Below are 26,024 nucleotides of genomic sequence, written 5' to 3'. Positions count from 1 at the left end.
AAAGCGCCAGAAAGATATTTTTTTGGCGCTTTCTTGTTAAATGTTTAAAAGTCTTAACTCTTGATTCTTGACTCTTGATTCTTTCCCCATAAAATACCTATATTTCAAGCCTATGAATAAGCAATACGCCACGGTATGTACTTTCTTTTTTTTGCTGTGTATTGCAGTTCAATTATTTGCCCAGCAACCGCTGGTTAGCGATGCAAAAAAAGCCGAATTAAGCAGCTTTTCTTCGCAATTGAGGAATACTTTCAATGTAAATAAGCAACAGGCCCTTTCATTGGCGGCGCAAAAAGGATGGCCGGTTACACGCAGGTCGCGTAATGGCAACCACGTGTTTTTACAGGGCGTAAACAGCCTCGGTTTTCCTATATATCTTACTACGCACAACAATACAACGGCCGCTGCTACAACAGGCACTAACGCCGTACAGCCAGGCGGCTCATTAGGGTTAAATCTTTCTGGATCGGGCAGCAACCTTGTTGGTAAACTGGCCATTTGGGACGGAGGTTCGGTATATACCGCGCACCAGGAATTTGCCGGCAAAACCATCACCATAAAAGACGGTGCTTCGGTGCTTGACCATACTACGCATGTAGCCGGTACTATGATTGCCAAAGGTGTTTACCCACCCGCCAAAGGCATGGCATTTAATGCCAGTAGCTTGTTATCATGGGATTTTGATAACGATGTAGCTGAAATGAGCGGCGCTGCAGCGGGCCTGTTATTATCAAACCACTCTTATGGCGATGTTGCGGGTTGGGATTATAACAGCGATGCCAGCCGCTGGGAGTGGTACGGCCTGCCGGGCGATACCGTTGATTACACTTTTGGATTTTACGATACCCGTGCCCAATCATGGGATAAAATAGCCTACACGGCGCCCTACTATCTCATTGTAGAATCGGCAGGTAACAGCAGGGCCAGCAACGGGCCGGCCATAGGTACAACCTACTATGGCTATCGCAGCCGCACCGACCAAACCATTGTAAACAAAGGCGCCCGCCCCACAACCATAAGCGACAACAGCGGCTATGATATTATCAGCACTACGGGCAACGCTAAAAACACGCTAACGGTTGGTGCGGTAAACCCGCTGCCATCGGGCCCTACCAATAGGAGCGACGTGAGCATTGCCTATTTCAGTAGCTGGGGGCCTACGGATGATGGCCGCGTTAAGCCGGACATTGTGGGCGACGGCGTTAATGTGACTTCGGTAGGGATAGACAACCCTACGTCGTACCTTACCTTATCGGGCACCTCAATGGCCGCACCTAATATCACCGGCTCATTGTATTTGTTGCAAGAGTATTATTCGCAAAAAAACAGCGGAAGTTTCATGAAGTCGGCCACGCTGAAAGGGCTGGTTTGCCATACCGCTTTTGATGCCGGCAACGTTGGGCCCGATTATATTTATGGCTGGGGATTGCTTGATATGCCAAGAGCAGCACAGGCCATTACCGACAATGGCGTTAAAAGCATGGTAAAGGAATACTCGCTTGCCCAGGGCCAAACCCAAACTTTTAATGTACTGGCATCTGGCGCCGACGCCTTGATCGCTACCATTTCCTGGACGGATCCGCAGGGAACAGTTTTGCCCGATGGCACCATTAACAGCCGCACCCCAAAACTTATTAACGACCTGGATATAAAAGTAAGCGATGGCAGCACCACTTACAATGCCTGGGTTTTAGATCCCGACCATCCATCGGCGGCTGCAACTACCGGCAACAACATCAGGGATAATGTGGAGCAGGTATATATTGCCAATACCATACCCGGCAAGGCTTACACCATCACCGTATCGCACAAAGGCACTTTAACATCCGGCCCGCAGGCCTACTCGCTTATAGTTACCGGGATAGGCGGCACAGCATATTGCTCTTCGGCGCCTTTAAGCAATGCCGATTCGCGCATAGATAATGTTAAGCTGGCTAATATTGACAACAGCCCGGCAGCAGGTTGCAAAAGTTATTCTGATTATACCAATTTAACCGTTCAGCTTGAGCAGGATAAATCGTACCCGCTTAGCCTTACACTGGGTACCTGCGGCGGCAACTTCAATAAGGCAGCCAAAGTTTTTATTGACTATAACGAGAACGGAGTTTTTGAAGATACCGAACTTGTAGCAACCACCGGCATCATAAATGGCACCGGTACTTACAATACAACCATTAAAATACCGGCAAACGTTGCAGCCGGAACTTATAGCCTGATGCGCGTAGTACTTAGCGAAACCAATACTGCTACAAATATTGCAGCCTGTGGCAGCTATGCCAAAGGCGAAACTCAGGACTACCGGGTACAGTTTTTACAAACCAGTATTGATGCCGGCGTGCTATCTATAGTTAACCCGGGTTCAAGCGGGGCATGTTCGGCAAGTACGCCAGTTACCATCGCGGTTAAAAACTTTGGGAGCGCGACTATCACCAACATACCGTTAACCGTAAGGATAACTGCCGCCGACAATACCGTAACTACATTTAATGGTACTTACACAGGCACCCTTGCCTCTGGCGATCAGGATAACTTCACCTTCGCGCAAAGCTTTAACGCCCTGGCCGGCGCCACTTATACCATAACGGCCATCAGCAATTTAACCGGCGATCCTGTAAAAACCAATGATACTGTTACCACAACCATCGTCATCAACACCCCATCGGCAATAGGCGATTTAAGCGCCTATTATTGTACCGATACCAAACAATACCAGCTATTAGGGCAGGGCGATGGTACCATGCTTTGGTATCAAAATATTAATGATGCTATACCTATTGCGGCAGGCAGCCCTGCCAATACCACGACAACTCCTGTAAACAATACCTTTTACGCAGGTGTAAATGATTTTAAGGGCACTGTTGGGCCGGCAACAAAAAACGTTTTTACAGGTGGCGGGTATAACCAGTTTACGCCATCGGTAATTGTTAACACTAAAGTTCCGGTGGTTATACAGTCGGCACGTTTATATATTGGCAATTCGGGCAAAATAACATTTAACGTAAGCAACAACAGCGGACAAATAGTTGCTACTACCACCATTAACGCTCAAGCCACCCGTACCACCCCGTTACCCGGTGCACAGGCTGACGACCCCGCCGACCAGGGAAAAGTATATGACCTTAACCTGGAGTTACCGGCAGCCGGCAATTACCTTATATCTATTGCTTATGACAACACGGCCACCATATATCGTAATAATGCAGGCGTAACAAGTTACCCGTTCAGCGTCGGCAACATCTTCAGCATTTTGGGTAACGATGCCACAGGCAATAATGCTGCAGATACTACTTACTACAAAGGTTTTTACTACTATTTTTATGATATGAAGGTACAAAGCCTGGGCTGTGCTTCGGCGGCGCGTAAAGCGGTTACCTTAACCAAACCGGTTATTGTGCAAAGCAATAATACCTTAAACTCCAGTTTTGCAACCGGCAACCAGTGGCTGCTAAACGGCAAACCCATACAGGGTGCCACCGGCGCTACGTTTGACCCTTTGCAAAGCGGGAATTACCAGGTTGTTGATACACTGGCCAGTGGTTGCGCGGTAATATCGGATGTATTTGCTTATGCCCGAACAGCAACCAATGTTGATAAATCTACCGATATCGGCTTAACCGTTTTCCCGGTGCCTGCAAGCACAAACCTGTATGTGGTTTTTAAAGCAAATGCCGCTACAGATCTCGACCTATCTCTTATAAACTCAGTTGGGCAAACCATAGTTTCCGAAAAGCAAAGCATCCCGCAGGGAAATTTTAGTACCGTAATGAATGTAACGGGCGTGCAGCCAGGAGTGTATATATTAAGGGCAACGCTGGGCAGCAAGGCTTATGCTAAGAAGGTGATTGTGGTGCATTAGAAGCCTCACCCAAACCCTCTCCAAAGGAGAGGGCTTTTGATTTGTGTGTCAGCAAGTTCGGACTATACTAATATGATTTTTCAGAACCCTCTCCTTTGGAGCGGGCAGGGTGAGGCTCTTTACTGAAAAGTATACTTCACGCCAACACCGGGCGCAATATCAAAAAACGGGCCGGTAGCTACTTCAAGGCGCGGGTTCAGGTCAAGGCTTACAGCAATAGGGCTGTTGGGTATTACCCACTCCAGGCCTGCCACACCATCGGCGCCAAATAAAAGATGCCTGTCTTTATAATACTGTGCATCGCTGCCAAAACGTTTGTAATAACCGCTGCCTATCGAGCCTAAGTGACCGCCAAAGCCATAAAAAAAGTTCAGCTTATCAACATTAAAAGCACGGGTATGAATTTCGTACAAGCCGGTAATTACTATACCATGATCGCGTATCCCCAGGATACCTTCAATAGCCGTAGTCTGGTTCAAAAAATATTTTCCTGATGGGCCTATCTCATAAGCGCCAAACTTTAAACCTGCCGCAGCTTTGTAATCCTGCGCCTGCGAACGCTGGTTTATCAATAAAAACGAAACCGATAACGACAGGATGTAAATGATTTTTTTCATGTAGTAGTTTTAGTAAATGAATTAAACAGGTAATGCAATGACATTTGAATTTAACATAGGTTTAACCAATTTTTGACCCAAATGTTCAGGTAAATAAACGTTCAAATATGCTTTTTATGCTATTTCGGCTTAAAATGAGGGCTAAATTGTGCCCAGTCTATTGATTTTCAACCCTAAATAATGAGCTTCTTCCGTGGTTTTTTGCCTTTAAATAGGTTACTTTAGTGAAAATAATTTAGTTGATAATGATATTGCAGTCCTTTAAAATAAAAAACAACAAACATCTTGGCCTTGCTATGGCGGTACTTTTGCTTATGTCAGCCGGATACGTACATGGGCAATCAGGTATAAGCAATAATGGGCAATACAGTAATGGGATGGTAGTTTGTGCCTATCCCGACGCTTCGCAGGCGGGGGTTGATATTTTAAAGAAAGGCGGCAATGCTGTTGATGCCGCCGTGGCTGTACATTTTGCATTAACTGTTACGCACCCGCAGGCAGGCAATATCGGCGGCGGTGGTTTTATGGTATTCCGCTCGGGCAAGGGCAAAATCAGCACACTTGATTTCAGGGAAAAAGGCCCGGGTGCCGCCAGTGCAAACATGTATCTTGATTCGGCCGGGAATGTAATTCCGGATATGAGCCTGTATACCCACCAGGCCTCGGGAGTCCCCGGATCGGTAGATGGGATGGTAACCGCCCACAAAAAATATGGCAAACTGAAATGGGCCGACCTGGTGCAGCCGGCAATTGACCTGGCCCGCAACGGATTCAAAATAACCAAACACCTGGCCAGCGACCTTAACCGCACCCAGGCGCAATTTATAAAACTGAACCCCGGCAAAAACTATCTTTTAAAACAAGGCGGATGGAAAGAAGGAGATATACTGGTGCAGGAAGACCTTGCCAAAACATTCGAGTTTATTCGCGATAAAGGCCGCGACGGCTTTTATGATGGAGTAGTAGCCAACCAGATTGTTGCCGAAATGAAAAACGGCAGCGGGCTGATGACCAAAGAAGATCTTAAAAATTACCATTCGGTTTGGCGCGAGGCTATAACAGGCAATTACAAGGGCTACAAAATAATTACCATGCCGCCGCCCTCAAGCGGAGGCATTGCGTTGCTGCAGTTACTTCAATCTGTCGAAAAATATCCGTTAAAACGATGGGGCTATAACCAGGATTCGACCATCCGGTTAATTGTTGAGGCAGAACGCCGGGTGTACGCCGATCGCTCTAAATACCTTGGCGACCCTGATTTTTATAAAGTACCCGTTGATAGCCTGCTTAAACCAGCGTACATCACATCGCGTATGAGCAATTTTAGCTGGGATGCAGCCACACCAAGCGCAAGCATAAAACCCGGCACTTTTGTTGGATACGAGAGCGACCAAACCACCCATTACTCGATAGTAGATAAGGACGGCAATGCGGTATCCATCACCACTACGCTAAATGACAGTTTCGGATCTAAAATATTTGTAAACGGCGCGGGCTTCTTATTAAATAATGAGATGGACGATTTTAGCTCGAAACCCGGCGTACCTAACATGTACGGCCTGGTGGGCGGTAAAGCCAACAGCATTCAGCCGGGCAAGCGTATGCTATCATCTATGACACCAACCATCATCGAAAAAGACGGCAAGCTGTTTATGGTAGTGGGTACCCCGGGGGGATCAACCATTATAACTTCTGTTTTTCAAACGATATTGAATGTAATAGAATTTGACCAGACCATGCAGCAGGCAGTAAGCTCCAAACGTTTCCACTCCCAGTGGTTGCCGGATGAAGTTGTTTTTGAGCGGGATGGTGTTGATAGCACAACCATATCCAGGCTTGAAGCCAAAGGCTACAAAACAAAACCTACCGGAGGCATAGGCCGCGTAGAGGCCATCCTGAAAAAACCATCAGGCTACTACGAAGGCGGAGCTGACCCAAGGGGGGATGATACGACGATAGGGTATTAGGGTATTGGTTATACGTTGTACGTAATACGTTTTACGGTTATCAGGGGGCGTAGCTTTTCTTTATCGTAATTGCTCCGCAGAAACAGATAATCGTACGACAAGATAAACGTATAGACAAGATAAACTTACAACATATCCGGTATAACATGGTTGGAACGTTTTACGTTCATTAAAGGTAAAGAAAATAAGATGTACTTTCGCACAGTTGTTATAGAAACTGAAATTGCTTAGGGAAACCGAAAATAAAAACGTAAAACGTATCACGTACAACGTATAACCTATATTATTAAAGATGCATAAAGGCGTAAAGCACCAGGAAACCATCGATTATTTTTTGAAGATTGTGTGGCAAACTGTGGCCAACAGGTATAACCAGTTGGTTACCGAGTTTGGCATTACACAATCTATCGGCTACCTGTTAATCAATATCGACGAAAACGAAGGCACCACGGTGTCGCAGGCTGCAGCTTTACTGGGCCTTAAATCAACCAGCTTATCGAGGATGCTCAACCAGCTGGAAAAAACCGGGCTAATTTACCGCGAATCAAACCAGGGCGACAAACGCTCTGTAAAAATTTACCTGACCGAACTCGGCAAAGAAAAACGTCACCAGGCCCGCGCCGTAGTAAAACAGTTTAACAACTACCTTAATGAGCACATCAGCGAAGCTGATAAAGAGTACCTTACCGAAATGCTCAAAAAAATCAATAAACTCACTATTAACTATAAACCTTAATTGGTCATTAGTCATTAGTCATTAGTCATTAGTCATTAGTCATTAGTCATTAGTCATTAGTCATTAGTCATTAGTCATTAGTCATTAGTCATTAAGGGCCAAGTTTGATTGGCTAACGATTGTTTTAATTTTTTAATAAATCCACCAATGACAGCGAAGCGAAATGACCAATGACAAGCGCAGCGATGATGACCAATGACAAAAAGCATTGATAATTTTTTTGATTGGAATACGTTTTTTGCTGATACAGATGTTTTTGTATAACCGCTTGAAGCTTTTTTTAATTGAATGTGTTAAAAAATGTTAAGCTGCCGTTTTTCTATTATAAAAGAATAAATTTGCCTTTTGAAAAAATGAACAGGTTACTGGTTTTGTTATTGGTTTTAATGGCTGGCTTGGGCGCATGTAAAAAATCTGTCGACCCGATGGTGCAGTATAATATTCAAAAGGATATTGATGATAAGATCATAAAAGATTATGTAGCAGCACACCCGCAAGACAGCGCCAAAAAAATTGATACTACGGGAGTATATTATATCATTAAAACCGGCGAAGGGGGTTCAGGTAACGATTTGTATACCAGTTCCACAACCATAACGGTAGGGTTTACGGGGCAAATACTAACTACCGGCTATACATTTGCGCAAACCAATAATTTTCACCCTTCGTACACATTAGGGAGCGTGATAAGGGGATGGCAGTTAGGTGTGCCGCAGATAAAAAAGGGGGGCAAAGTGCGGTTATTGATACCATCGCGCTATGCTTACGGGCCATATGCGCAGGATTCGATACATTTGCCGGCAAACTCGGTGCTTGATTTTAATATACAGCTTTATAACGTAACAAACTAAAAGACAATAATGAAGGTAAAAGCTGATAATTAAGCGCTGTTTACCGGTAACAAATAATATAAATGAGAAAAATTACTTTTACGCTTTTATTCCTTATTTCTGTAGGGTTATTATCTTGCCGCAAAACCAGCGACGATCCGAATATTACGCAATACGACGCCACCAACATCCAAAACTACATTAAAGCTAATGGCCTGACTGGAATGGTACGCGATACATCCGACGGCGACACCAGCGGCATTTATTACCAGATCTTGTCGCAAGGAGCCACTACTACGCCTGTGGCTTATTCGGATACGGTAAAATTTGTATTCACTTTAAAATCGTTTGATGGCAAATATACATCGCTCGATTCGCTTACAGCTAATCATTACGATGGCTTCGCGGGCCATATTAACCAGGGTGGTTTCCCTAAAGGTTTACAAATAGCAATACACAACATTTTAAAATATAAGGGTACAAGGGCACGCATACTTATCCCTTCGCGCCTGGCTTATGGTGTAAATGGTTACGGATCGGGCAGCTCGAGCAATGTAAACACCCGTATTGCCGGCAACCAGTGCCTTGACTATTATGTAAACCTGGTATCTGACCAGAATGTATATGATGATCAGATTATCAAAAACTATATCTCAACCAAAGGCTTAACCGGCTTTACTAAAGCTGCCGGCGGTTTCTATTACAAAGTGACTATCCCCGGAACCGGTACAGATCCTATTGATCAATACTCAACCTTTACAGCAACATACGCCGCTAAGTTTTTAACTGACGTTCAGTTCGACGCAAGTCCTACAGATGGTACTGCTACATCACTTTCAATAGAGAGTGTAGTACCGGGCGTTGCACAAGGCCTACAAGGGCTTACAACAGGGGCCGCTGTTACGTTGTTATTACCGTCGAGGTATGGTTATGGCAGGGCCGGCACTACAGGAGTTGCCGGAAACACCAGCCTTCGGTTTGATTTTACGGTAGTTACCATAACTAACTAATATTATTTAGCCAAAGCGGCTTTAAAAGCTTTTAAACAACGGTCGCGCGCAAATGCGTGATCGATAATGGGTTTAGGATACTTGCTGAAATCGGCATATTCCGGAACCCATTTTTTTATGTACTTGAGTTCTGGGTCAAACTTTTTAGTTTGCGATTCGGGATTAAAAATTCTGAAGTACGGCGCAGCATCCGTGCCCGATCCTGCAGCCCATTGCCAGCCACCAACGTTGCTGGCCATTTCGTAATCTAACAGTTTACGGGCAAAGTAATGTTCGCCCCAGCGCCAGTCAATCAACAAATCTTTGGTTAAAAAGCTGGCTACTATCATGCGCACCCGGTTGTGCATAAAGCCGGTTGCATTTAACTCACGCATACCCGCGTCAATAATAGGATAGCCTGTTTGTCCTTCGCACCAGGCTTTAAACTGGTCTTCATCATTTACCCATTTAATCCGGTCGTATTCGGGCCTGAAAGCATGATCCATGGTATGCGGAAAATGGTGCAGTATCATCATATAAAATTCCCGCCATATCAACTCGTTCAGCCACGTTTTGTTGTGATAGCCATGCGCTGTTTTAGCCAGCTCACGAATGCTTACCGTGCCAAAACGAAGGTGTAAGCCAATGTGCGAAGTACCTTTGGTAGCAGGAAAATCGCGCTTTTCTGCGTAGTCGCCAATTACCTCTTTGTATTCCTGGCCGGGAAAATGTGCTTCACTTTTCACAAAACCCATTTCATTTAATGACGGCAACGGCAGCTGATGGATTTTTACCAACTTGCCGAAGTATTTTTCGGTTGGATAGCTTTTTAAGTAAAATGGTTTAAGCGTTGCGTACCATTTGCGCTGATAAGGCGTGTAAACGGCGTAAGGCTTACCATCATCCTTGGTAACTTCGTCCTTCTCAAAAATTACCTGGTCTTTAAAAGTATGGAAGTCGATTCCGTGCAGCTTTAGTTTCTCCTTTACAACGTCATCGCGTTTCGTAGCGTAGGGTTCATAGTCATGGTTGGTATATACTGCCGCAACGTGATATTCTTTGATGATCTTGTCCCAGGCATTTGCTGCTTTATCATACACCACCAGTAAACTGCTGCCGTTTTGATGTAATTGGCTGCGCAGTTCTTCGATGGTATTATAAATGAAAGTTACCCTTGCATCGTTTTTATCTTCCAGGTTGTCCAGTATCTCCCGATCAAAAATAAATACGGGCAAAACCGGGTTGCCACTTTTTAACGCCCGGTACAACCCGGCATTGTCATTTAAACGCAAATCGCGCCGGAACCAAAAGATGGTAACGGGTGTGTTATTATCCATAAATTTCTTTTAATGCATCAGCTACTTCGGGGTATTTAAAACTGAAGCCTGCATCCGTAATTTTTTGTGCCGATACTTTGGTACTTCCCAAAACCAGCGAACTCATTTCGCCCAATAATAATTTCAGTAAAAACGCCGGAACCCTGGGAGCCCATAGTGGTTTACGCAGCCGACGGGCCACAGCTTGTACCATTTGCGCATTGGTAACCGGGTTTGGCGCCACCATATTGTACACGCCCTTCAAGCCTTCATTTTCGATGCCGAAAAGGTACATGTCAATTACATCCTGCCAATGAACCCAGGGGATCCATTGTTTACCGCTGCCTATGGGCGAGCCAACATACAATTTTACAGGCAAGGCCAACATTGGTAATGCCCCTGCATCTTTATCCAAAACCACGCCGGTACGGAATTTCAATATCCGCAGTCCCAACTTTTCGCCTTCGTTAACAGCAGCTTCCCACTCAACACAACATTGAGATATAAAACCATTGGTAGGTGCGCTAGTTTCTGTCAGCAGCTCATCGCCCCTATCGTTATAATAGCCAATGCCCGAAGCGGATATGACCGTTGCAACCTTATTGGCCCTGTTTTTCATCAGGCCATAAATAAGCGCTATCGATTTAGTACGACTTTCAACTATTTCTTTTTTCCGTTTATCGGTCCAGCGTTTATCGGCAATACCGGCACCTGCCAGGTGAATAATAGTATCAACGCCATCAATACAATGCTCATCAATAGTGCCTTTATTTACATCCCACAAAAAGGTTTTAACGTTATTGTCGCCACCCGGTGTCCGGCTCAGTACACTTACCTGGTAGCCTTTGCCCAACAAATGCTTACTTAACCGCTTACCTAAGCCTCCCGAGCCGCCTGTTATTAATATGTTCATTGGTTCACTGGTTCATTAGTTCATTGGTGAAGAGTTCATTAGTTCTTATATGATCGTTAGTTTAGTAATATAGCTAATTTTGATTTGCTGCCACCAACCAAACCCGATACCCCCATCAACCGCCAGAAAAGACCAATGAACTAATCAACCAGTGAACTAATGAACTTCTCCATAGTGTACAATCTCTTTGGCCATGCCGTTGAAAATAAACAGGTGGAATGGCCACATGGCGTACCAGTACAACCTGCCCCAAAGGCCGCTGGGCCTAAAGGTAGCTACCTGGCTCAGATTTTTAGTGCCATTGCGTTCAATTATTTTAAATTCAAGCCAGGCCTCACCTGGCAGCTTCATTTCGGCATATAGTAAAAGGCGTTTGTTCTCCTTATCGGCTAATAATACCCTCCAAAAATCTATCACATCGCCCGGCGCTATATTAATGCTGCTGGTACGGCCGCGGCGCGAGCCCACCCCGCCGAATAATTTATCAAGAAAACCGCGCAGGTTCCAAATCCAGTCCCAATAGTACCAGCCCCTGTTGCCCCCTACCGACATAAAATTGGTAAACACATCCTGGCTATCGCGCTCAAAGGGCACTTTTACTTTATACTCAAGCGTACCGTTTTGGGGCACCTTTATCTGGTCCATGAAGCTGGTGTTAAGGTAGCCCATATTCAGGGCATCCTTCCAACTGGATACTATCGAATTTTGCTCGATTTTTACAAAGGCCAGGTTCAACGCCTCTTCATAAGTAAGGCATTTGCGCGGTACAATATCGTCAATGGCATGGTCCTTCATGATGGTTTCATTCTTCATACTGTTTACCAGGCTTTGGGCAAGGGTATAGCTGGTGGAGGTTACAAAGTAAAGCCAGTACGACGAGATTTTTGGCGACAGGAACGGTATAATAAATATACGCCGTTTAAGCTTACGCACTTTGGCATACACCAGCATCATATCTTTAAACGATAAAATATCAGGGCCACCAATATCAAATGTTTTGTTAAATGTTTTTGGGTTAAGCATTACCGCTTCAAGGTAGCCCAACACATCGCCGATGGCAATGGGCTGGCAACGGGTATTTACCCAGCGCGGAACCGTCATGATAAGCAGTTTCTCGGTAAGGTCGCGGATGATTTCGAACGATGCGCTGCCCGAACCTATAATGATGGCTGCCCTTAACACCGTAAGCGCGGCCTTGCCTTCCTTTAATACATCCTCTACATGCCTGCGCGATTCAAGGTGCCGGCTCAGGTTTTCATCGTTGGTAATACCGCTTAAAAATATGGTTTGCCTGCAATTGGTTTTATCAAGGGCCTGGATAAAATTATAAGCCGATAACACTTCCAAAGCTGCAAAGTCCTGCGCCTGCGACATGGAATGAACCAGGTAATAAGCGGCATCAATATCGTCGGGGAAAGCTTCAATATCCGCCTCCTTTAGCAAATCGCCGTTAATCAGGGTAACCCGTTTACTAAAATCGCTATGCTCATGAAAGCGGCGCTTATCGCGCACCAGGCAAATTACATCGTGACCTTTCTCCAGCAAAACCGGGATAAGTCTTGTTCCTATGTAACCATTAGCACCGGCAAGTAAAACCTTCATATTTTTTTAAACAATAAAAAAGGCAGGGTGTTTGCCAAAGCCCATTTAAAACCAAGCTAACAATAATTATAGCAAAATCAGCTTTACTGAGTTTTATACCCTGATCAAACGCATCTGATTGGGTTAACATAACTTAACACATTTCAGGTAAAATATCTATAAATACATAAAAACCAATACTTTACATTTAATCATGGTTAACATTAAACCGAGTGTGCAATTCAGGCGCATCCAAATATTTGCGCCTGTTGTTGGCCAATACAGGTCACTTGGGTATCTCCATCATTTAACCACGATCAGGCAATTAAGACAAGGTATCGCTCAATGCCCGTACCTTCCCCACGCCATAAGCTTATTCCGTTTAGCTATTATCAAATAACAGTTTTTCGCCGTTAACTATTTTGACGCGTTTACCCTGGTTGTATACCATACAAAAACCGTTGCTTTATGCCCATGCAAGCACGCTATAAAACTAACATAAGTTAAAAGATGTTAAATGCCTGTAAGATGTATAAAAGGAGCACCAAACACGTTATATATTAGCACCTAAATAAATAATTGACTGATTTACATTAATCACCTATCTTTGCAAAATGTTTAAAAAACAACTAACGTTATTCGCCTGTGTTTTAGCCCTGTTGATTATAACACTGGGAAGTTGTAAAAGCAAATACGAAAAGTTAAAAGCAAGTAACGATTACGCCAAAAAATACCAGGAAGCTATTAAGTACTATAATAAACAGGAGTACGAAAAAGCGCTGGGTTTGTTTGATGTGCTGGTTGAACGCTATCGTGGCCGCAGCGCTGCCGAAGACTTGTTTTATTACTATGCCTTCACCAACTATAAGCTAAAGGATTATACATCTGCAAGGTTTCATTTTAAAACTTTTGCCGATACTTACCCATCGAGCCCAAGGGCCGAGGAATGCCGTTTCTTTTCAGCCTATTGCTACTACCTTGATTCGCCTACTTACTCGCTCGACCAAGAAAACACGTTAAAGGCTATTGAAACGTTACAGTTGTTTATTAACCTTTACCCAAAAAGCGACCGTGTTACCGAGGCAAGTAAGCTGATACAAAACCTGCGCGATAAACTGGAGCAAAAAGCTTATGAAAACGCGAAGTTATATTTAACCATCAGCGATTATCAATCGGCAGTTATTGCTTTTAATAATGTACTACGCGATTACCCGGATACTAAATATGGCGAGGAAATTGAGTACCTTACCATAAAAGCGCAGTATGAATACGCCAACCATAGCTTTGAAACCAAACAGGTTGAACGTTTTGAGCAGGCCATAACCTATGCCGATCAGTTTAACGACAAGTTTCCTAAAAGCAAGTACGGACACGAAGCTACTACGCTTAAAAAAGATAGCCAAACCGGTATTGTGGATGCCAACCGGGTACTGGCCGAAGATATGGCAAATAACAAACTGGCCAAAAAGTTAGCCGCCAGGAAAGATACGCTAAAAACGCAGCCACCATCAGAAAAGAATCAGGATCAGAAAATACCATATTAAAAAAATTAAGATATGACAGCTAATAACACCAACAAACCAGCAGTAGCAAGCAGCACTGTAACCCGCGATTTACGCGAGCTGGACGTTAAAACCAACAACATATATGAGTCGCTTGTGATCATGTCTAAAAGGGCGAACCAGATATCAAACAATATTAAAGAAGAGTTACACCAAAAACTTTCGGAGTTTGCATCGTCAAACGATAACCTGGAAGAAGTTTTTGAAAACCGTGAGCAAATCGAGATCTCTAAATACTACGAAAAATTGCCAAAACCATCCTTGGTTGCAGTTCAGGAGTTTTTAGACGACAAAGTTTACTACCGTAACCCGGCTAAAGAAGTTTAGCCCCCCGGCCCCCTGAAGGGGGAGGTTAAAGGCTGAAAGAATTAAACTCCCTTATGGGAGTTTTTTTGTTTATTTTTAAATTTTATAATCATTCCCCCTTTAGGGGGTTAGGGGGCTTATGCTTGAAGGTAAAAACATCATCCTGGGAGTTTGCGGCAGTATAGCTGCATATAAATCGGCATTGCTGGTTAGGCTATTGGTTAAGGCCGGCGCGCAGGTGCAGGTAGTGATGACGCCTGATGCTGTTAGCTTTATAACGCCGCTTACACTTTCAACCCTATCTAAGAAACCGGTATTGGTGAATTATTATAAAACCGAAACCGGCGAATGGAATAATCATGTGGAGCTTGGCCTTTGGGCCGATATGCTTATTATAGCTCCTGCAACCGCCAATACCCTGGCAAAAATGGCCAACGGACTTTGCGATAATTTACTTATAGCCGTTTACCTATCGGCCAAATGCCCGGTATATTTTGCCCCCGCCATGGATTTGGATATGTGGCTGCACCCCGCAACCCGGCAAAACGTAGACAAGTTACAATCCTTTGGTAATACCATGATAGCACCTGGCATCGGGGAGCTTGCCAGCGGACTTTATGGCGAAGGCCGATTGGCCGAACCCGAAGAGATTGTAAGCTTTTTATCGTCGGAACTTAAAAAAAAATCCCTTTTAGCGGGGCATAAAATTATGGTAACCGCCGGCCCCACTTATGAGGCTATTGATCCGGTACGTTTTATAGGTAATCATTCATCTGGCAAAATGGGATTCGCTATTGCCGATGAGCTGGCTGGTATGGGTGCCGATGTTACTTTAATAAGTGGCCCAACAGCACAGGTTAGCAAGCAACAATCTGTTAAACTGATAAACGTTACATCGGCAGCCGAAATGCTGGATGCCTGTTTAACTATTTACAAAGATGCAAAAGCCTGTATCATGAGCGCAGCCGTTGCTGATTATACACCAACCGAGGTGGCATCGCAAAAGATCAAGAAAAAAGATGCTTCCCTTAATATCAGCCTGAAAACCACCACCGACATTCTAAAAACCCTGGGCGGGCAAAAAGCCCCCGGCCAGATCCTGGTTGGCTTTGCGCTGGAAACCAATGACGAGGAAACAAATGCAATAACCAAGCTGCAAAAGAAGAATTTGGATTTTATTGTATTAAATTCGTTGAATGATGCCGGTGCCGGCTTTAAGCAGGATACCAATAAAATTACCATTATTGACCGTAACCTGCAAAAAACAACCTTCGCGCTTAAAAGCAAGGAGGCGGTGGCCCATGATATTTGCCTTAAACTCGCACAACTTATAAACGGATGAAACAGTTGTTCATTTACACTATCCTGATTTTTTGGGTTTTCAGGTGCGCTGCGCAGGACTTGAATGCACGTGTATCAGTAGTTTCGCCAAAAATACAAGTGAGCAATAAGCGGGTTTTCCAAACACTGGAAACCGCCATGAAAGATTTTTTAAATGGCCGTAAATGGAGCGCCGACGCTATTTTGCCACAGGAGCGCATTGATTGCAATTTTGTTTTAAACATTACCAACTGGGATGGCGGCAGTAACTTTAGCGGCGAGCTTCAGGTACAATCCTCAAGGCCTGTTTTCGGGTCGTCATACAGCACAACGCTGATTAATATTAACGATCGCGACGTTGATTTTACTTACAACGAAGGCCAGACAGTTGATTACAGCGATCAGAATTTTCAAAGCAACTTGAGTTCGGTAATGGCATTTTACGCCTATATTATTGTAGGGATGGATTATGATACATTTTCGCGCTTTGGGGGCAGCCCCTATTTTGCTGCCGCGCAAACGGTGGTAAATAACGCCCAAACCGGATCATACAAAGGCTGGAAAGCGTTTGACGGCAACACCAACCGCTATTGGCTATCCGAAAATCTGAACAATAAACTTTACGCCCAGTTACGCGGTTTTATGTACGATTACCACCGCAACGGGCTCGATTTAATGGCCGACAACGTCAATAAAGGCCGTAAAGCTATCTCTTCCTTTTTACCCACCCTGCAACAGGTTGACAGGCAGCGCGTCGGCTCCATGTTCCCACTTATATTTTATACTGCCAAAAGCGATGAGTTGGTATCACTATACAGCAAGGCCGACCCGCAGGAGCGCGTACAGGCCATGAACTTATTTTTGCAAGCCGATCCGGCCAACGGTAATAAGTATCAGGCTTTAAAATAAGAGACAAGATGTAAGAATCAAGAGATAAGACTATTATTGCTCTTTACGCCTTTTATCCATAGTCCATCTTTTTACAACAGTCTTAATTCTTGACTCTAATTTCTTATTTCTTTTCCATGGTGTTGCCTGCGGCCCGGGCTTTACGCTTATACTGCACGGGCATTGGTCACGAGGCCGGTATTCCTGCAATCCCCAACATATTTGTTTGAACCGGAATTTACAGAATTAAAGAATGAACAGAATTTAAAAAGCTAATTCGGGAAATTCTAGTTCAGACATTCAATTAATCAACTCAATCCAACTTAATCAACCTATCCAACTTAATCAACCTATCCAACCCAATCAACTACTCACCAAAAAAATTTAACAAATCTCTTGCATATACGAAATCTATCGTAGATATTTGTACGAAGGAATTCGTATTAAAATAAAATGGATATAAAAGCAACAGAAAGCGAGCTCGAAATTTTACAGGTGATCTGGAGAATGGGACAATGTACCGTGCGCGATGTACACGAAGAGTTGGCCAAAACTAAAGATGCAGGCTATACTACTACCCTTAAACTAATGCAGATTATGCATGATAAAGGTATGGTTGAGCGCGATACCACATCTAAAACACATTTATACAAGGCTTTATTTACGCAGGAGCAGGCGCAAAGCAACGCTTTGGATAAAATATTGTCTACTGTGTTTAAAGGCTCCACATCCGATCTGGTGATACAGGCACTTGGCCAGCACCGGGCTTCAAAGGATGAGATAGACGCCATTAAAAACTTTTTGAATCAGTTTGATCAGGATAAAAAATAAAACGTTATGGAAAGTGTGTTCTATAATATAAGCCAGGTTTTGGGTATCACTATTATCCACTCATTATGGCAGGGGTTATTGGTTTGGTTTGCTTTGCGCCTGTTACTAACCTGCGCGCCATCCTTATCAACCATAAAAAAGCACAACGCCGCCATGATTGCCATGCTGGCTATAAGCGTGTGGTTTATTTACACCTTTGTAAACCAGCTACAGGCACATGTTTGGGTAAATTTAGCAGCAGCAAATGCCCCTTCCCTGTTACCTGCACTTAACCTGCCCCTGGTTAACATCCATTATACCGCACAACATAACTATTACTATTACGCCATTGAGGGTTATTTGCCCTACATATCGGCCATCTACTTCATCGGGCTCACCTTCAACATTTTAAAAATGGGGCTCAACTGGCAAAAAATCAGCCATATTAAACGCACCATGATGCCGTCTGATAGTGTCCAGGTTTACGTGGATACCCTTTGCCGGCAAATGAACATTAAAAAGTATGTGAGTGTAAACATCAGCCGTTTTGTGGATGTGCCCTGCATGATTGGCTTTTTTAGCCCGATAATATTGCTGCCCATTTCGCTCACTACTTATTTATCTGCCGACGAGATCAAATCTATTTTGCTACACGAGTTATCGCACATCAAACGCAACGATTACCTGCTCAACCTGTTGCAGCAATTCATGAGCATATTGCTTTTCTTTAACCCCTTTGCCCAATTAATTAATAGGATAATAAACCAGGAACGCGAAAACCGGTGCGATGACCTGGTTGTACAAACCACTGCCCAGCCCTTAGTGTATGCGCATGCACTATTAAAACTGGAGCAAAAAAGGCAGGTAAACCTGCAAATGGCACTTGCCGCCACCGGAAAAAAATATCATTTATTAAACAGAATTGAACGGATCATGAAAACCCAAAAACCAATAGGCAACATACGCCACCTTTTAGTGGCTGTTGCAATACTTACCGCCGGCATCAGCAGTATTGCCTGGCTTAACCCTACCATCGCCGATGGTAAAATAGCTATCAAAAAAGTAAAAATCACCTACCCTACCGTATTAAAAGAATTACTGGCCGATACCACCCGCAAAAAGGTTGTTAAAGCCAAAAGGGTTGTAGCCAATAAAACTGCCATCAGGAACAAACAACTTGCCGAAGAACGTTACAACAACTTTGACGATAAAGAGTTGAACAAGCTAACTGCCGAAGTTGATAAGTACGCCAAACAGATTGATAAGTACTACAACAGTGCCGATTTTCAAAAACTGCAAAAGCTGATGGAAGAAAAAGGCGAAGCTATGGAGAAGTTTTACAACAAGCCGGAGTTAAAGAAGATACAGGAAGAACAGGAGAAAATAGCCGAAGACTTTCAGAAAAACTGGGCCGAGACCGGTGAAACCACCAAAATGAGCGAGCAAATGGGCAAGTTGGGCGAACAAGTTGGCGCCTACTATAACAGTGCCGAATTTAAACAGATGAGTGCCGAACTCAGGAAAAAATATGGCATAAAAGGCGAATACCATGATGACCGTAAAGACGAGAACTATCGCAAATACCAAGACGAACTACAAAGCAAAATATCGCCCGAAGTAAAAGAGCAAACCGAACAATTGAAAAAAATGGGCGAGGAAATGCGGGGCCATTATAACTCGCCCGAGTTTCGTAAAAAAAGCGAGGAACTTAGGGTAATGAGCGATAGTTTAAGGAAAGCCTTCAAGAACCCTCAGATGGAAGAGCAAAAGCAGGAAATGAAAAAACTTGCCGAACAAATGCGCAACTACCAGGATAATGCCGACATGAAACAGGCTAAGGCACAGTTACGCGAAGCCAGTAAAAAATTGCGCGAATATACCAACAGCCCCGAATTTAAAAAGCGCATAGCCGAAGCCAAAAAAGAGGCTTACCTGATGGGCGACGAGAAAGAATAGTCTGAAATCTTTAGTCTGAAGCCCTAAGTCTGGATTGTGTTTTCTGACTTGGAAGCTATCTAAAATAAAAAAACAGACCGTCATTGCGAGGTACGAAGCAATCCCCGACATGCTAATTACCAAATAGTTCCGGATTGCTTCGTGCCTCGCAATGACGGCAGTTTAGGACATGGGATTAACTATATTTATTTGTACGATATAACAGTTTTTGGGGATTTACCTGTTGGATACTCGCAATGACGCATGGATATGCATAAAAACATTCATAAATCAAATTTAAAGCTCCTTAGAATTTCATACTTTCGACTAACTGAGTCCTAAGTCCGACTTGTATTTTTTGACTTAAGACTTGAGACTTTCGACTAAAGACCACCACTCATAACACTAAATTATTTAGCAATAATTTATTAAATTTTATTTTAAAGAAGCTTAATGCTTAATTTAGTATCCTTAATAAAATAAGGATACTTTTTTTATGCTTCAAAAGCTAACCATCAATAATTACGCGCTGATTGATAACCTGGAGATAAGTTTTGGCGAAGGCCTTAACATACTTACAGGCGAAACCGGCGCAGGTAAATCGATCATTTTGGGTGCACTGTCGCTTATTTTGGGGCAGCGTGCCGAGAGCCGTTATTTTTTTAACCAGCAAAAAAAGTGCGTTATCGAAGGTTCGTTTAAAATCAGCGGCTTTCACCTCAGCTCCTTTTTTGAAGACAACGACCTGGACTATGAAGCAGAAACCGTTTTACGCCGAGAGATATCTGCTGATGGTAAATCGCGTGCTTTTGTAAATGATACACCAGTAAACCTTACATCGCTTAAACAATTAGGCGAAAAGCTGATTGACATCCATTCGCAACACGCTACATTAGAGATTAACGACCCGGAGTTTCAGCTATTGGTGGTTGATTCGGTAGCCAAACACGACGATTTGCTGAATGATTACCGCGCCAAATACCGCACATATAAAAAAGACACCGGCAAGCTTGCCCAACTGATTGCCGAAAGCGATAAGGCCAAAGCCGACCTGGATTATTTTCAGTTTCAGTTTGATGAGCTGGAAAAAGTAAGCCTGGCTGCCGACGAGCAGGAACCGCTTGAAAAAGAACTGTACGCGTTAAATAATGCCGAAGAAATAAAACGTAACCTGTATGGAGCCTATTACCTGGTACAGGAAAGCGAAACCGCCGCCCTGGCGCAACTACGCGAGGCGGGGCAGCAGTTAGGCTCCATAGAAAAATTTGATACGCAGATTGAAGAATTACACCAGCGATTGAGCAGCGCTATTATCGAATTAAAAGATGTTGCCGCCGAAATAGAAGGCATTGAACAAAAAACGCATACCAACGATGCCAGGGTTGATGAAATTAACACCCGGCTTAGTTTGATGTATAACCTGCAAAAAAAGCACCGGGTAAATAGCAACGCAGAGTTATTGCAGATACAGGATGAGCTATCGGAGAAAATACAACAAGCTTTGTTTAGCGATGAGGCTATCGAAAAATTGCAAAAACAGCTTGCTGCCGATAAAGCCGGGCTTGAACAACTGGCAGGCAAATTAACCGCAAACCGGCTTAAGGCCATCCCAGCCATCGAAAAACAAGTAATTGATACTTTGGCCGAAATGGGGATGGGAAGCTCGGTGTTGAAGATTGAACAAATGCCCCCCCCGCCCCCTAAAGGGGGAGCTTTTAATTTGCAGAGTGGTGGGGTGCTTAGCGAGAATGGGGTTGATCATGTACGCTTCCTGTTCTCGGCAAATAAAGGACACTCACTTGCCGAAATGAGTAAGGTAGCCTCGGGTGGCGAACTTTCCAGGCTGATGCTGAGCATTAAATCTATCATAGCCAAATACACCGCCCTGCCAACAATTATATTTGATGAGATTGATACCGGTGTATCCGGCGAAGTAGCCAATAAAGTAGGTACCATTATGGAGCGCCTTGCCGATAATTTACAGGTGATAACCATTACCCACCTGCCGCAAATTGCCAGCAAGGGTAAAAACCATTACTTTGTTTATAAAGATGATAGCGCGGCAACTACCTATACCCGCATGAAACAACTGGATAGCCAGGAGCGTATATTGGAAATTGCCAAAATGCTGAGTGGTGATAAACCGGGCGAAAGCGCTCTGCAAAATGCCAGGGAATTACTTCTTAGTAGTAAGTAGTAAGTATCAAGTAGTAAGATTTTGGATTTAAGGCGCTTATTTAAATACTTGATATGGGCTATCCGATTTCGGTAAGTGAGTTTAACAAAGTCTACCCGAGCAAAAAAATCTTACTACTTACTACTTGGTTCTTACTACTACTTTTAAAATCTTGATACTTACTACTTACTACTATAAAAACTAATATTAACTTTGCTCTAATTACATAAACTCAACACATGGCTTATAATTTATTAAAAGGCAAAAAAGGTATCATATTTGGTGCCCTTAATGAGCAGTCAATCGCCTGGAAGGTAGCGCAGCGCGCTGTACAGGAAGGTGCCGAAATTGTATTATCAAACGCGCCCATTGCATTACGTATGGGCGAACTCAATAAACTTGCCGAAGAATGCAATGCACCAGTTATAGGTGCCGATGTTACCAGCAATGATGACATCAACAACCTGTTTACCAAAACAAAAGAGCATTTTGGCGGTGGTGTTGATTTCATCCTGCACTCTATCGGCATGAGTATCAACGTACGTAAAAACATTCCTTACTACGAAAACAACTACGATTTTACCCATAAAGGTTTTGATATCTCGGCCTTAAGCCTGCACCGCATTTTACAGGCAGCCATGAAACACGATGCCATTAACGATTGGGGATCTGTAGTGGCTTTAAGCTATATAGCCGGCCAGCGTTATTTCCCTGGCTATAATGATATGGCCGATAACAAAGCCATGTTAGAAAGCATTGCGCGTAACTTTGGTTACGAATACGGTGTAAGCAAAAAAGTACGCGTAAATACGATATCGCAATCGCCAACCCGCACTACTGCCGGGTCTGGAGTTAAAGGCTTTGATGGCTTTATTGAATTTGCCGAAAAAATGAGCCCGCTTGGTAATGCCGATGCCAATCAATGTGCCGACTACTGTATCACCCTATTCAGCGATTTAACCAAAATGGTTACCATGCAAAATCTTTTCCATGACGGTGGCTTCTCCTTTACCGGTGTAACGCAGGCTGTTATTGATCAGATGGCGAAATAAAAAATTTTACCAATCATAAAAAAGGAGCCTTGCAACGCAAAGCTCCTTTTTTGTTAAAATAAATGAGGTTCTTTTTAAGTACCCTGTACCAACAAAACTTTTACAGTTGCCGCCCCAGGTTTAACTGGTGCCGAACCAGTGCTTGTTTGAGCATCTATCTGGATAGATCCTTTCACATAGCTGAAGCTATAAGCTGTGCCGCCATAAACTTCTGGCACTTGCTCATAAGTTGTGCCGCCATCAAATGAAATGTAAACCAATACAGCGTCGTGAGCAACGGCATAGCTATCAATTTCTGGAACATCTAATACTGTTGAGTAAGTGGCGCCGTTATTCCCTAAAGCCCAACCGGTTGATCCATTGACAGTAAAAACAATGGTCTGGGTAGTATTTGGCCCAACGATGGTTTCTTTTTTACATGATGTAGCTGCCAACAGTATAGTGCAGCAAATTAAAGTCAAGATTTTTTTCATAATGTTTCGATTGTATATACTGTAAGAACAATATAATTAAAAAAGGTTTAACGGATTTTGAGATAATTTATTTCAAACCTTATGTATTACTCATTCAGTAATATATTTTTCCATCTGCTTTTTCCATAAATAATAGCCATAAGAAGTAAGGTGGGTCCCATCGGTAGTTGCAAGGGCGTTTAGCTTATTATCAACCAGAAAACCATTATACATATCTATATAAATAACATGATTGGCTAAACAGTAGCTTGCTAACTTGCGGTTATAGTCTTTTATTTTTTGGTTAAACTGGTTATTCAAAGTAGGTAATACCGATTGCACATACAGCCTTGTTGCCGGCGAAACAGCTTTAACCACCGTGCACATTTGCACAAAGTTATTATAGGCATTGTCCATACTCTTGCCGTTGCGCACATCGTTTATCCCGGCTTCTAAAAATATCTTTGGCGGTTTGCGTACAATGATCCTTTTCAGGTTTTTCAGAATTTCGTCAGTCTCCAACCCGGCAAAACCCATGTTTTTAAGGTGGATGTTATCGAAGGTGCTTCTTAACGCAAAGCCTTCGGTTAAGCTTGTGCCAATAAATATAATTTCCTGGTTATCTGTTTGGGTGCTAAAAAGCGCATCCCATTTCTGCTTTTCAAACTGATGGCGGCGCATATAACCAAAATAAACTTTGCGATCGATAAAATAACCTGCTGTAACGAGGTTCAGCATAACCGAAACCGCAAACAGCCATTTATAGATCACCTTTTTATTTACCGGCATGTATCAATTAACGCAATGAATTACCCTTGTATTTACAGGTTATAAAGATACAATTTACCACCGTGCACAGGCGGTATACGAGGTGTGAATAAAAGCATTTTGAAATAACTAAAATTTTAGTTTAATTTATCTATGCTAAAGATACTTGCTTTGCTCTTGTTGCTGATACCCGGAGTTTGCCTGGCTCAGATAAAAATTACCGGCAAAGTAATTAATACTGCCGACCAAAAGCCAATTGCCAATGCCAGTGTGTTTTTAAACAACGCCATAGTTGGCGATAAAACGGCCGATGATGGCACTTTTACGCTTAGCAATGTAAAACCCGGCCAGTATACATTTATTGTTACCGCCATTGGTTTCGAAACCCATAGTGTTACGCTGATGGCGGCCGCGGCTAATATCATGCTCGCGGATATTTCGCTGGCTCCAAAAACAATCATGCTACAGGAAGTTAACATTAGGCCCGACCCAAACCGGCAACGCAATTATGACGATTTTAAACGCCTATTCCTGGGCTCTTCAGATAATGCCACCCTGTGTAAAATCCAGAACCCCGATGTTGTGGACGTTGATTTCGATCCGAAAACGATGATCCTGTCGGCCACCAGTAATGACGACTTTATCGAGGTTGAAAACAAGGCCCTGGGATATTTGATAAAGTATAAACTTTCAAAATTCAGTTATGATGCCAAAGGCTTTTTTTATTACGAAGGCCTCTCGGTATTCCAGGAGATGAAAGGAAGTAAATCGCAGCAGCGCAAGTGGGCAAAACAGCGGCAGGCGGCTTATCTTGGCTCGTCGATGCATTTTTTACGTTCGGTTATCAGCAGCCAAACAGATAAAGAAGGTTTCCAGGTTTTGCGGCTTGTGCGTAAACCCAATCCCGATTATAAAGAAGGGCGGCTGGGCAACAACAATTATAAATACATCCAGTCGCTATACACCAAACCACCGCTGGGACCGCCAGACTTTGCACACCCTACCGATCAGCCCGGGTTATTTGCCATTGGATTTACCGACTGCCTGTACATCATCTACACCAAAAAACGTGAAGAAACTGACCTATCTGTTTATCATCCGCTCGAGATCCCAAACCACCCGGTCACAATATTAGCGTTTGAAGAGCCTTATGCATTTTTTGATAACAATGGCATCATCGCCAATCCGCACAGTATTGTATTTGAAGGCGATTGGGCCAAAAGCCGGATAGCAGAGCTGTTACCGGTGGATTTTGACCCGGTGGATGATAAATAAGAGAATTTTTATCAGTTGTTATTTAAAGTCTTTGAATGTTATGTTTGTACTTGAGTACTCTGAAGACAAAGACTTCGGACAGCAATTTAGATCATAAGTCAAGATCGACGGACGCCACTATTTACGTTTTTGATCTGATAGAGAAGCCTAATAAGGCATATCAAGACAGTTTACACTGACATTAGTTGGATTTTTTATATCGAATTTCCAGATGTAATTAAGAGTACTTGTTGCGACAATGTATCCGTCTGCTACCGTAACTTTATGAAATGGATTTGATTCGGTAAAAAAAGCCATCCAAAGTAAATCCTGTGTCATCATTTCAAAAACAGCTATAAATCCATCACTGCCCCAGCTGGCTTCTCCACATATAACATTTATACCAATTACAGGATCCATACATCCCCCCATGCTTGCGCAATATGATATATCCAATTCTCCTTTCGTTTCAAGGTTTTCTATTGTTGTGGAAAGCGAAGGAGTTATAAAGTACTCATAAGGTCTTTCGGAAGTGCTTTCTATTTCAAGTATTTGTATTCTGTTATCAGAAAAAATAATTCCGTCTACTATGGGGCACTCTAAATGGTCGATAAACCTTTTTATATCTTTCATTCTTTAAATTTCGACAACAATGTACATCTAATTCTTTAAACGTTACAAGCAACTCATTGTATA

21 protein-coding genes are annotated in these 26,024 nt (G+C 43.3%); 14 read left to right on the top strand and 7 right to left on the bottom strand.

What is annotated here, in order from left to right:
- Positions 1–112: 112 nt before the first annotated feature.
- Positions 113–3,856 (top strand): S8 family serine peptidase, encoded by a 3,744-nt coding sequence (locus FSB76_RS18835; RefSeq protein WP_147056006.1) that lies wholly within the window; start codon positions 113–115, stop codon positions 3,854–3,856.
- Positions 3,857–3,975: 119 nt separating this feature from the next.
- On the opposite strand, the gene FSB76_RS18830 is transcribed toward FSB76_RS18835, so the two are convergent.
- The gene (locus tag FSB76_RS18830) at positions 3,976–4,473 is read right to left on the bottom strand and encodes a hypothetical protein (RefSeq protein WP_147056004.1); all 498 of its coding nucleotides are present in this window, start codon (positions 4,471–4,473) and stop codon (positions 3,976–3,978) included.
- A gap of 314 nt (positions 4,474–4,787) precedes the next feature.
- Between FSB76_RS18830 and ggt the strand changes: the two genes are divergently transcribed.
- The 4 genes from ggt (at position 4,788) to FSB76_RS18810 (ending at position 9,016) form a co-directional block, all read left to right on the top strand.
- Positions 4,788–6,440, top strand: a complete 1,653-nt coding sequence (gene ggt, locus FSB76_RS18825) for a gamma-glutamyltransferase (RefSeq protein WP_225976544.1) — start codon at positions 4,788–4,790, stop codon at positions 6,438–6,440.
- Positions 6,441–6,732: 292 nt separating this feature from the next.
- A complete protein-coding gene (locus FSB76_RS18820) occupies positions 6,733–7,176 on the top strand; it encodes a MarR family winged helix-turn-helix transcriptional regulator (RefSeq protein ID WP_147056003.1) in 444 nt (147 codons plus the stop codon).
- A 353-nt stretch (positions 7,177–7,529) separates the two neighbouring features.
- The gene (locus FSB76_RS18815; RefSeq protein WP_147056001.1) at positions 7,530–8,027 is read left to right on the top strand and encodes an FKBP-type peptidyl-prolyl cis-trans isomerase; all 498 of its coding nucleotides are present in this window, start codon (positions 7,530–7,532) and stop codon (positions 8,025–8,027) included.
- 62 nt (positions 8,028–8,089) lie between these two features.
- Positions 8,090–9,016, top strand: coding sequence for an FKBP-type peptidyl-prolyl cis-trans isomerase (locus tag FSB76_RS18810; RefSeq protein ID WP_147055999.1), 927 nt, complete (start codon positions 8,090–8,092; stop codon positions 9,014–9,016).
- 2 nt (positions 9,017–9,018) lie between these two features.
- Here the strand turns inward: FSB76_RS18810 and FSB76_RS18805 are convergent, their stop codons facing one another.
- From FSB76_RS18805 to FSB76_RS18795, 3 genes are all read right to left on the bottom strand, one after another.
- Positions 9,019–10,332, bottom strand: a complete 1,314-nt coding sequence (locus FSB76_RS18805) for a cryptochrome/photolyase family protein (protein ID WP_147055997.1) — start codon at positions 10,330–10,332, stop codon at positions 9,019–9,021.
- Positions 10,325–11,224 (bottom strand): TIGR01777 family oxidoreductase, encoded by a 900-nt coding sequence (locus FSB76_RS18800; RefSeq protein ID WP_147055995.1) that lies wholly within the window; start codon positions 11,222–11,224, stop codon positions 10,325–10,327. The genes FSB76_RS18805 and FSB76_RS18800 overlap by 8 nt, the downstream gene beginning before the upstream one ends.
- Positions 11,225–11,380: 156 nt before the next feature.
- Entirely contained in the window at positions 11,381–12,826 is a 1,446-nt protein-coding gene (locus FSB76_RS18795; RefSeq protein WP_147055993.1) for an SDR family oxidoreductase, read from the bottom strand.
- 593 nt (positions 12,827–13,419) lie between these two features.
- On the opposite strand from FSB76_RS18795, the gene FSB76_RS18790 reads away from it, so the two are divergent.
- The 8 genes from FSB76_RS18790 (at position 13,420) to FSB76_RS18755 (ending at position 22,854) form a co-directional block, all read left to right on the top strand.
- Entirely contained in the window at positions 13,420–14,349 is a 930-nt protein-coding gene (locus tag FSB76_RS18790) for an outer membrane protein assembly factor BamD (protein WP_147055991.1), read from the top strand.
- A 12-nt stretch (positions 14,350–14,361) separates the two neighbouring features.
- Positions 14,362–14,694, top strand: coding sequence for a DNA-directed RNA polymerase subunit omega (locus tag FSB76_RS18785; RefSeq protein ID WP_147055989.1), 333 nt, complete (start codon positions 14,362–14,364; stop codon positions 14,692–14,694).
- Positions 14,695–14,812: 118 nt separating this feature from the next.
- Positions 14,813–16,015, top strand: coding sequence for a bifunctional phosphopantothenoylcysteine decarboxylase/phosphopantothenate--cysteine ligase CoaBC (coaBC, locus tag FSB76_RS18780; RefSeq protein WP_147055987.1), 1,203 nt, complete (start codon positions 14,813–14,815; stop codon positions 16,013–16,015).
- On the top strand, positions 16,012–16,902 hold the full coding sequence (gene porD, locus FSB76_RS18775) for a type IX secretion system protein PorD (RefSeq protein WP_147055985.1): 891 nt from the start codon (positions 16,012–16,014) through the stop codon (positions 16,900–16,902). Before coaBC ends, porD begins: the two co-directional genes overlap by 4 nt.
- A 432-nt stretch (positions 16,903–17,334) precedes the next feature.
- Complete coding sequence (locus tag FSB76_RS18770) at positions 17,335–17,712, top strand: BlaI/MecI/CopY family transcriptional regulator (protein WP_090651664.1); 378 nt, start codon at positions 17,335–17,337, stop codon at positions 17,710–17,712.
- Positions 17,713–17,718: 6 nt separating this feature from the next.
- Entirely contained in the window at positions 17,719–19,647 is a 1,929-nt protein-coding gene (locus FSB76_RS18765; RefSeq protein ID WP_147055984.1) for a M56 family metallopeptidase, read from the top strand.
- A 475-nt stretch (positions 19,648–20,122) separates the two neighbouring features.
- Complete coding sequence (recN, locus tag FSB76_RS18760) at positions 20,123–21,823, top strand: DNA repair protein RecN (protein WP_147055981.1); 1,701 nt, start codon at positions 20,123–20,125, stop codon at positions 21,821–21,823.
- 218 nt (positions 21,824–22,041) lie between these two features.
- Entirely contained in the window at positions 22,042–22,854 is an 813-nt protein-coding gene (locus FSB76_RS18755) for an enoyl-ACP reductase FabI (protein WP_147055979.1), read from the top strand.
- A 74-nt stretch (positions 22,855–22,928) separates the two neighbouring features.
- On the opposite strand, the gene FSB76_RS18750 is transcribed toward FSB76_RS18755, so the two are convergent.
- Positions 22,929–23,327, bottom strand: coding sequence for a hypothetical protein (locus tag FSB76_RS18750; protein ID WP_147055977.1), 399 nt, complete (start codon positions 23,325–23,327; stop codon positions 22,929–22,931).
- A gap of 90 nt (positions 23,328–23,417) precedes the next feature.
- Positions 23,418–24,095, bottom strand: coding sequence for a GDSL-type esterase/lipase family protein (locus FSB76_RS18745; RefSeq protein ID WP_147055975.1), 678 nt, complete (start codon positions 24,093–24,095; stop codon positions 23,418–23,420).
- Positions 24,096–24,227: 132 nt separating this feature from the next.
- Between FSB76_RS18745 and FSB76_RS18740 the strand changes: the two genes are divergently transcribed.
- Positions 24,228–25,349: a carboxypeptidase-like regulatory domain-containing protein gene (locus FSB76_RS18740; protein ID WP_147055973.1), complete on the top strand. Its 1,122-nt coding sequence runs from the start codon at positions 24,228–24,230 to the stop codon at positions 25,347–25,349.
- Between the two features lie 147 nt (positions 25,350–25,496).
- Here the strand turns inward: FSB76_RS18740 and FSB76_RS18735 are convergent, their stop codons facing one another.
- A complete protein-coding gene (locus FSB76_RS18735; protein WP_147055971.1) occupies positions 25,497–25,961 on the bottom strand; it encodes a hypothetical protein in 465 nt (154 codons plus the stop codon).
- Positions 25,962–26,024 lie beyond the last annotated feature (63 nt).

Origin of the sequence: Mucilaginibacter ginsenosidivorax (genome assembly GCF_007971525.1) — a bacterium.
In the GTDB taxonomy this organism is placed as follows: Bacteria; Bacteroidota; Bacteroidia; order Sphingobacteriales; family Sphingobacteriaceae; genus Mucilaginibacter; species Mucilaginibacter ginsenosidivorax.
Note: the sequence above shows the minus strand (reverse complement) of the source record. Positions and strands in the feature narration are given on the sequence as shown.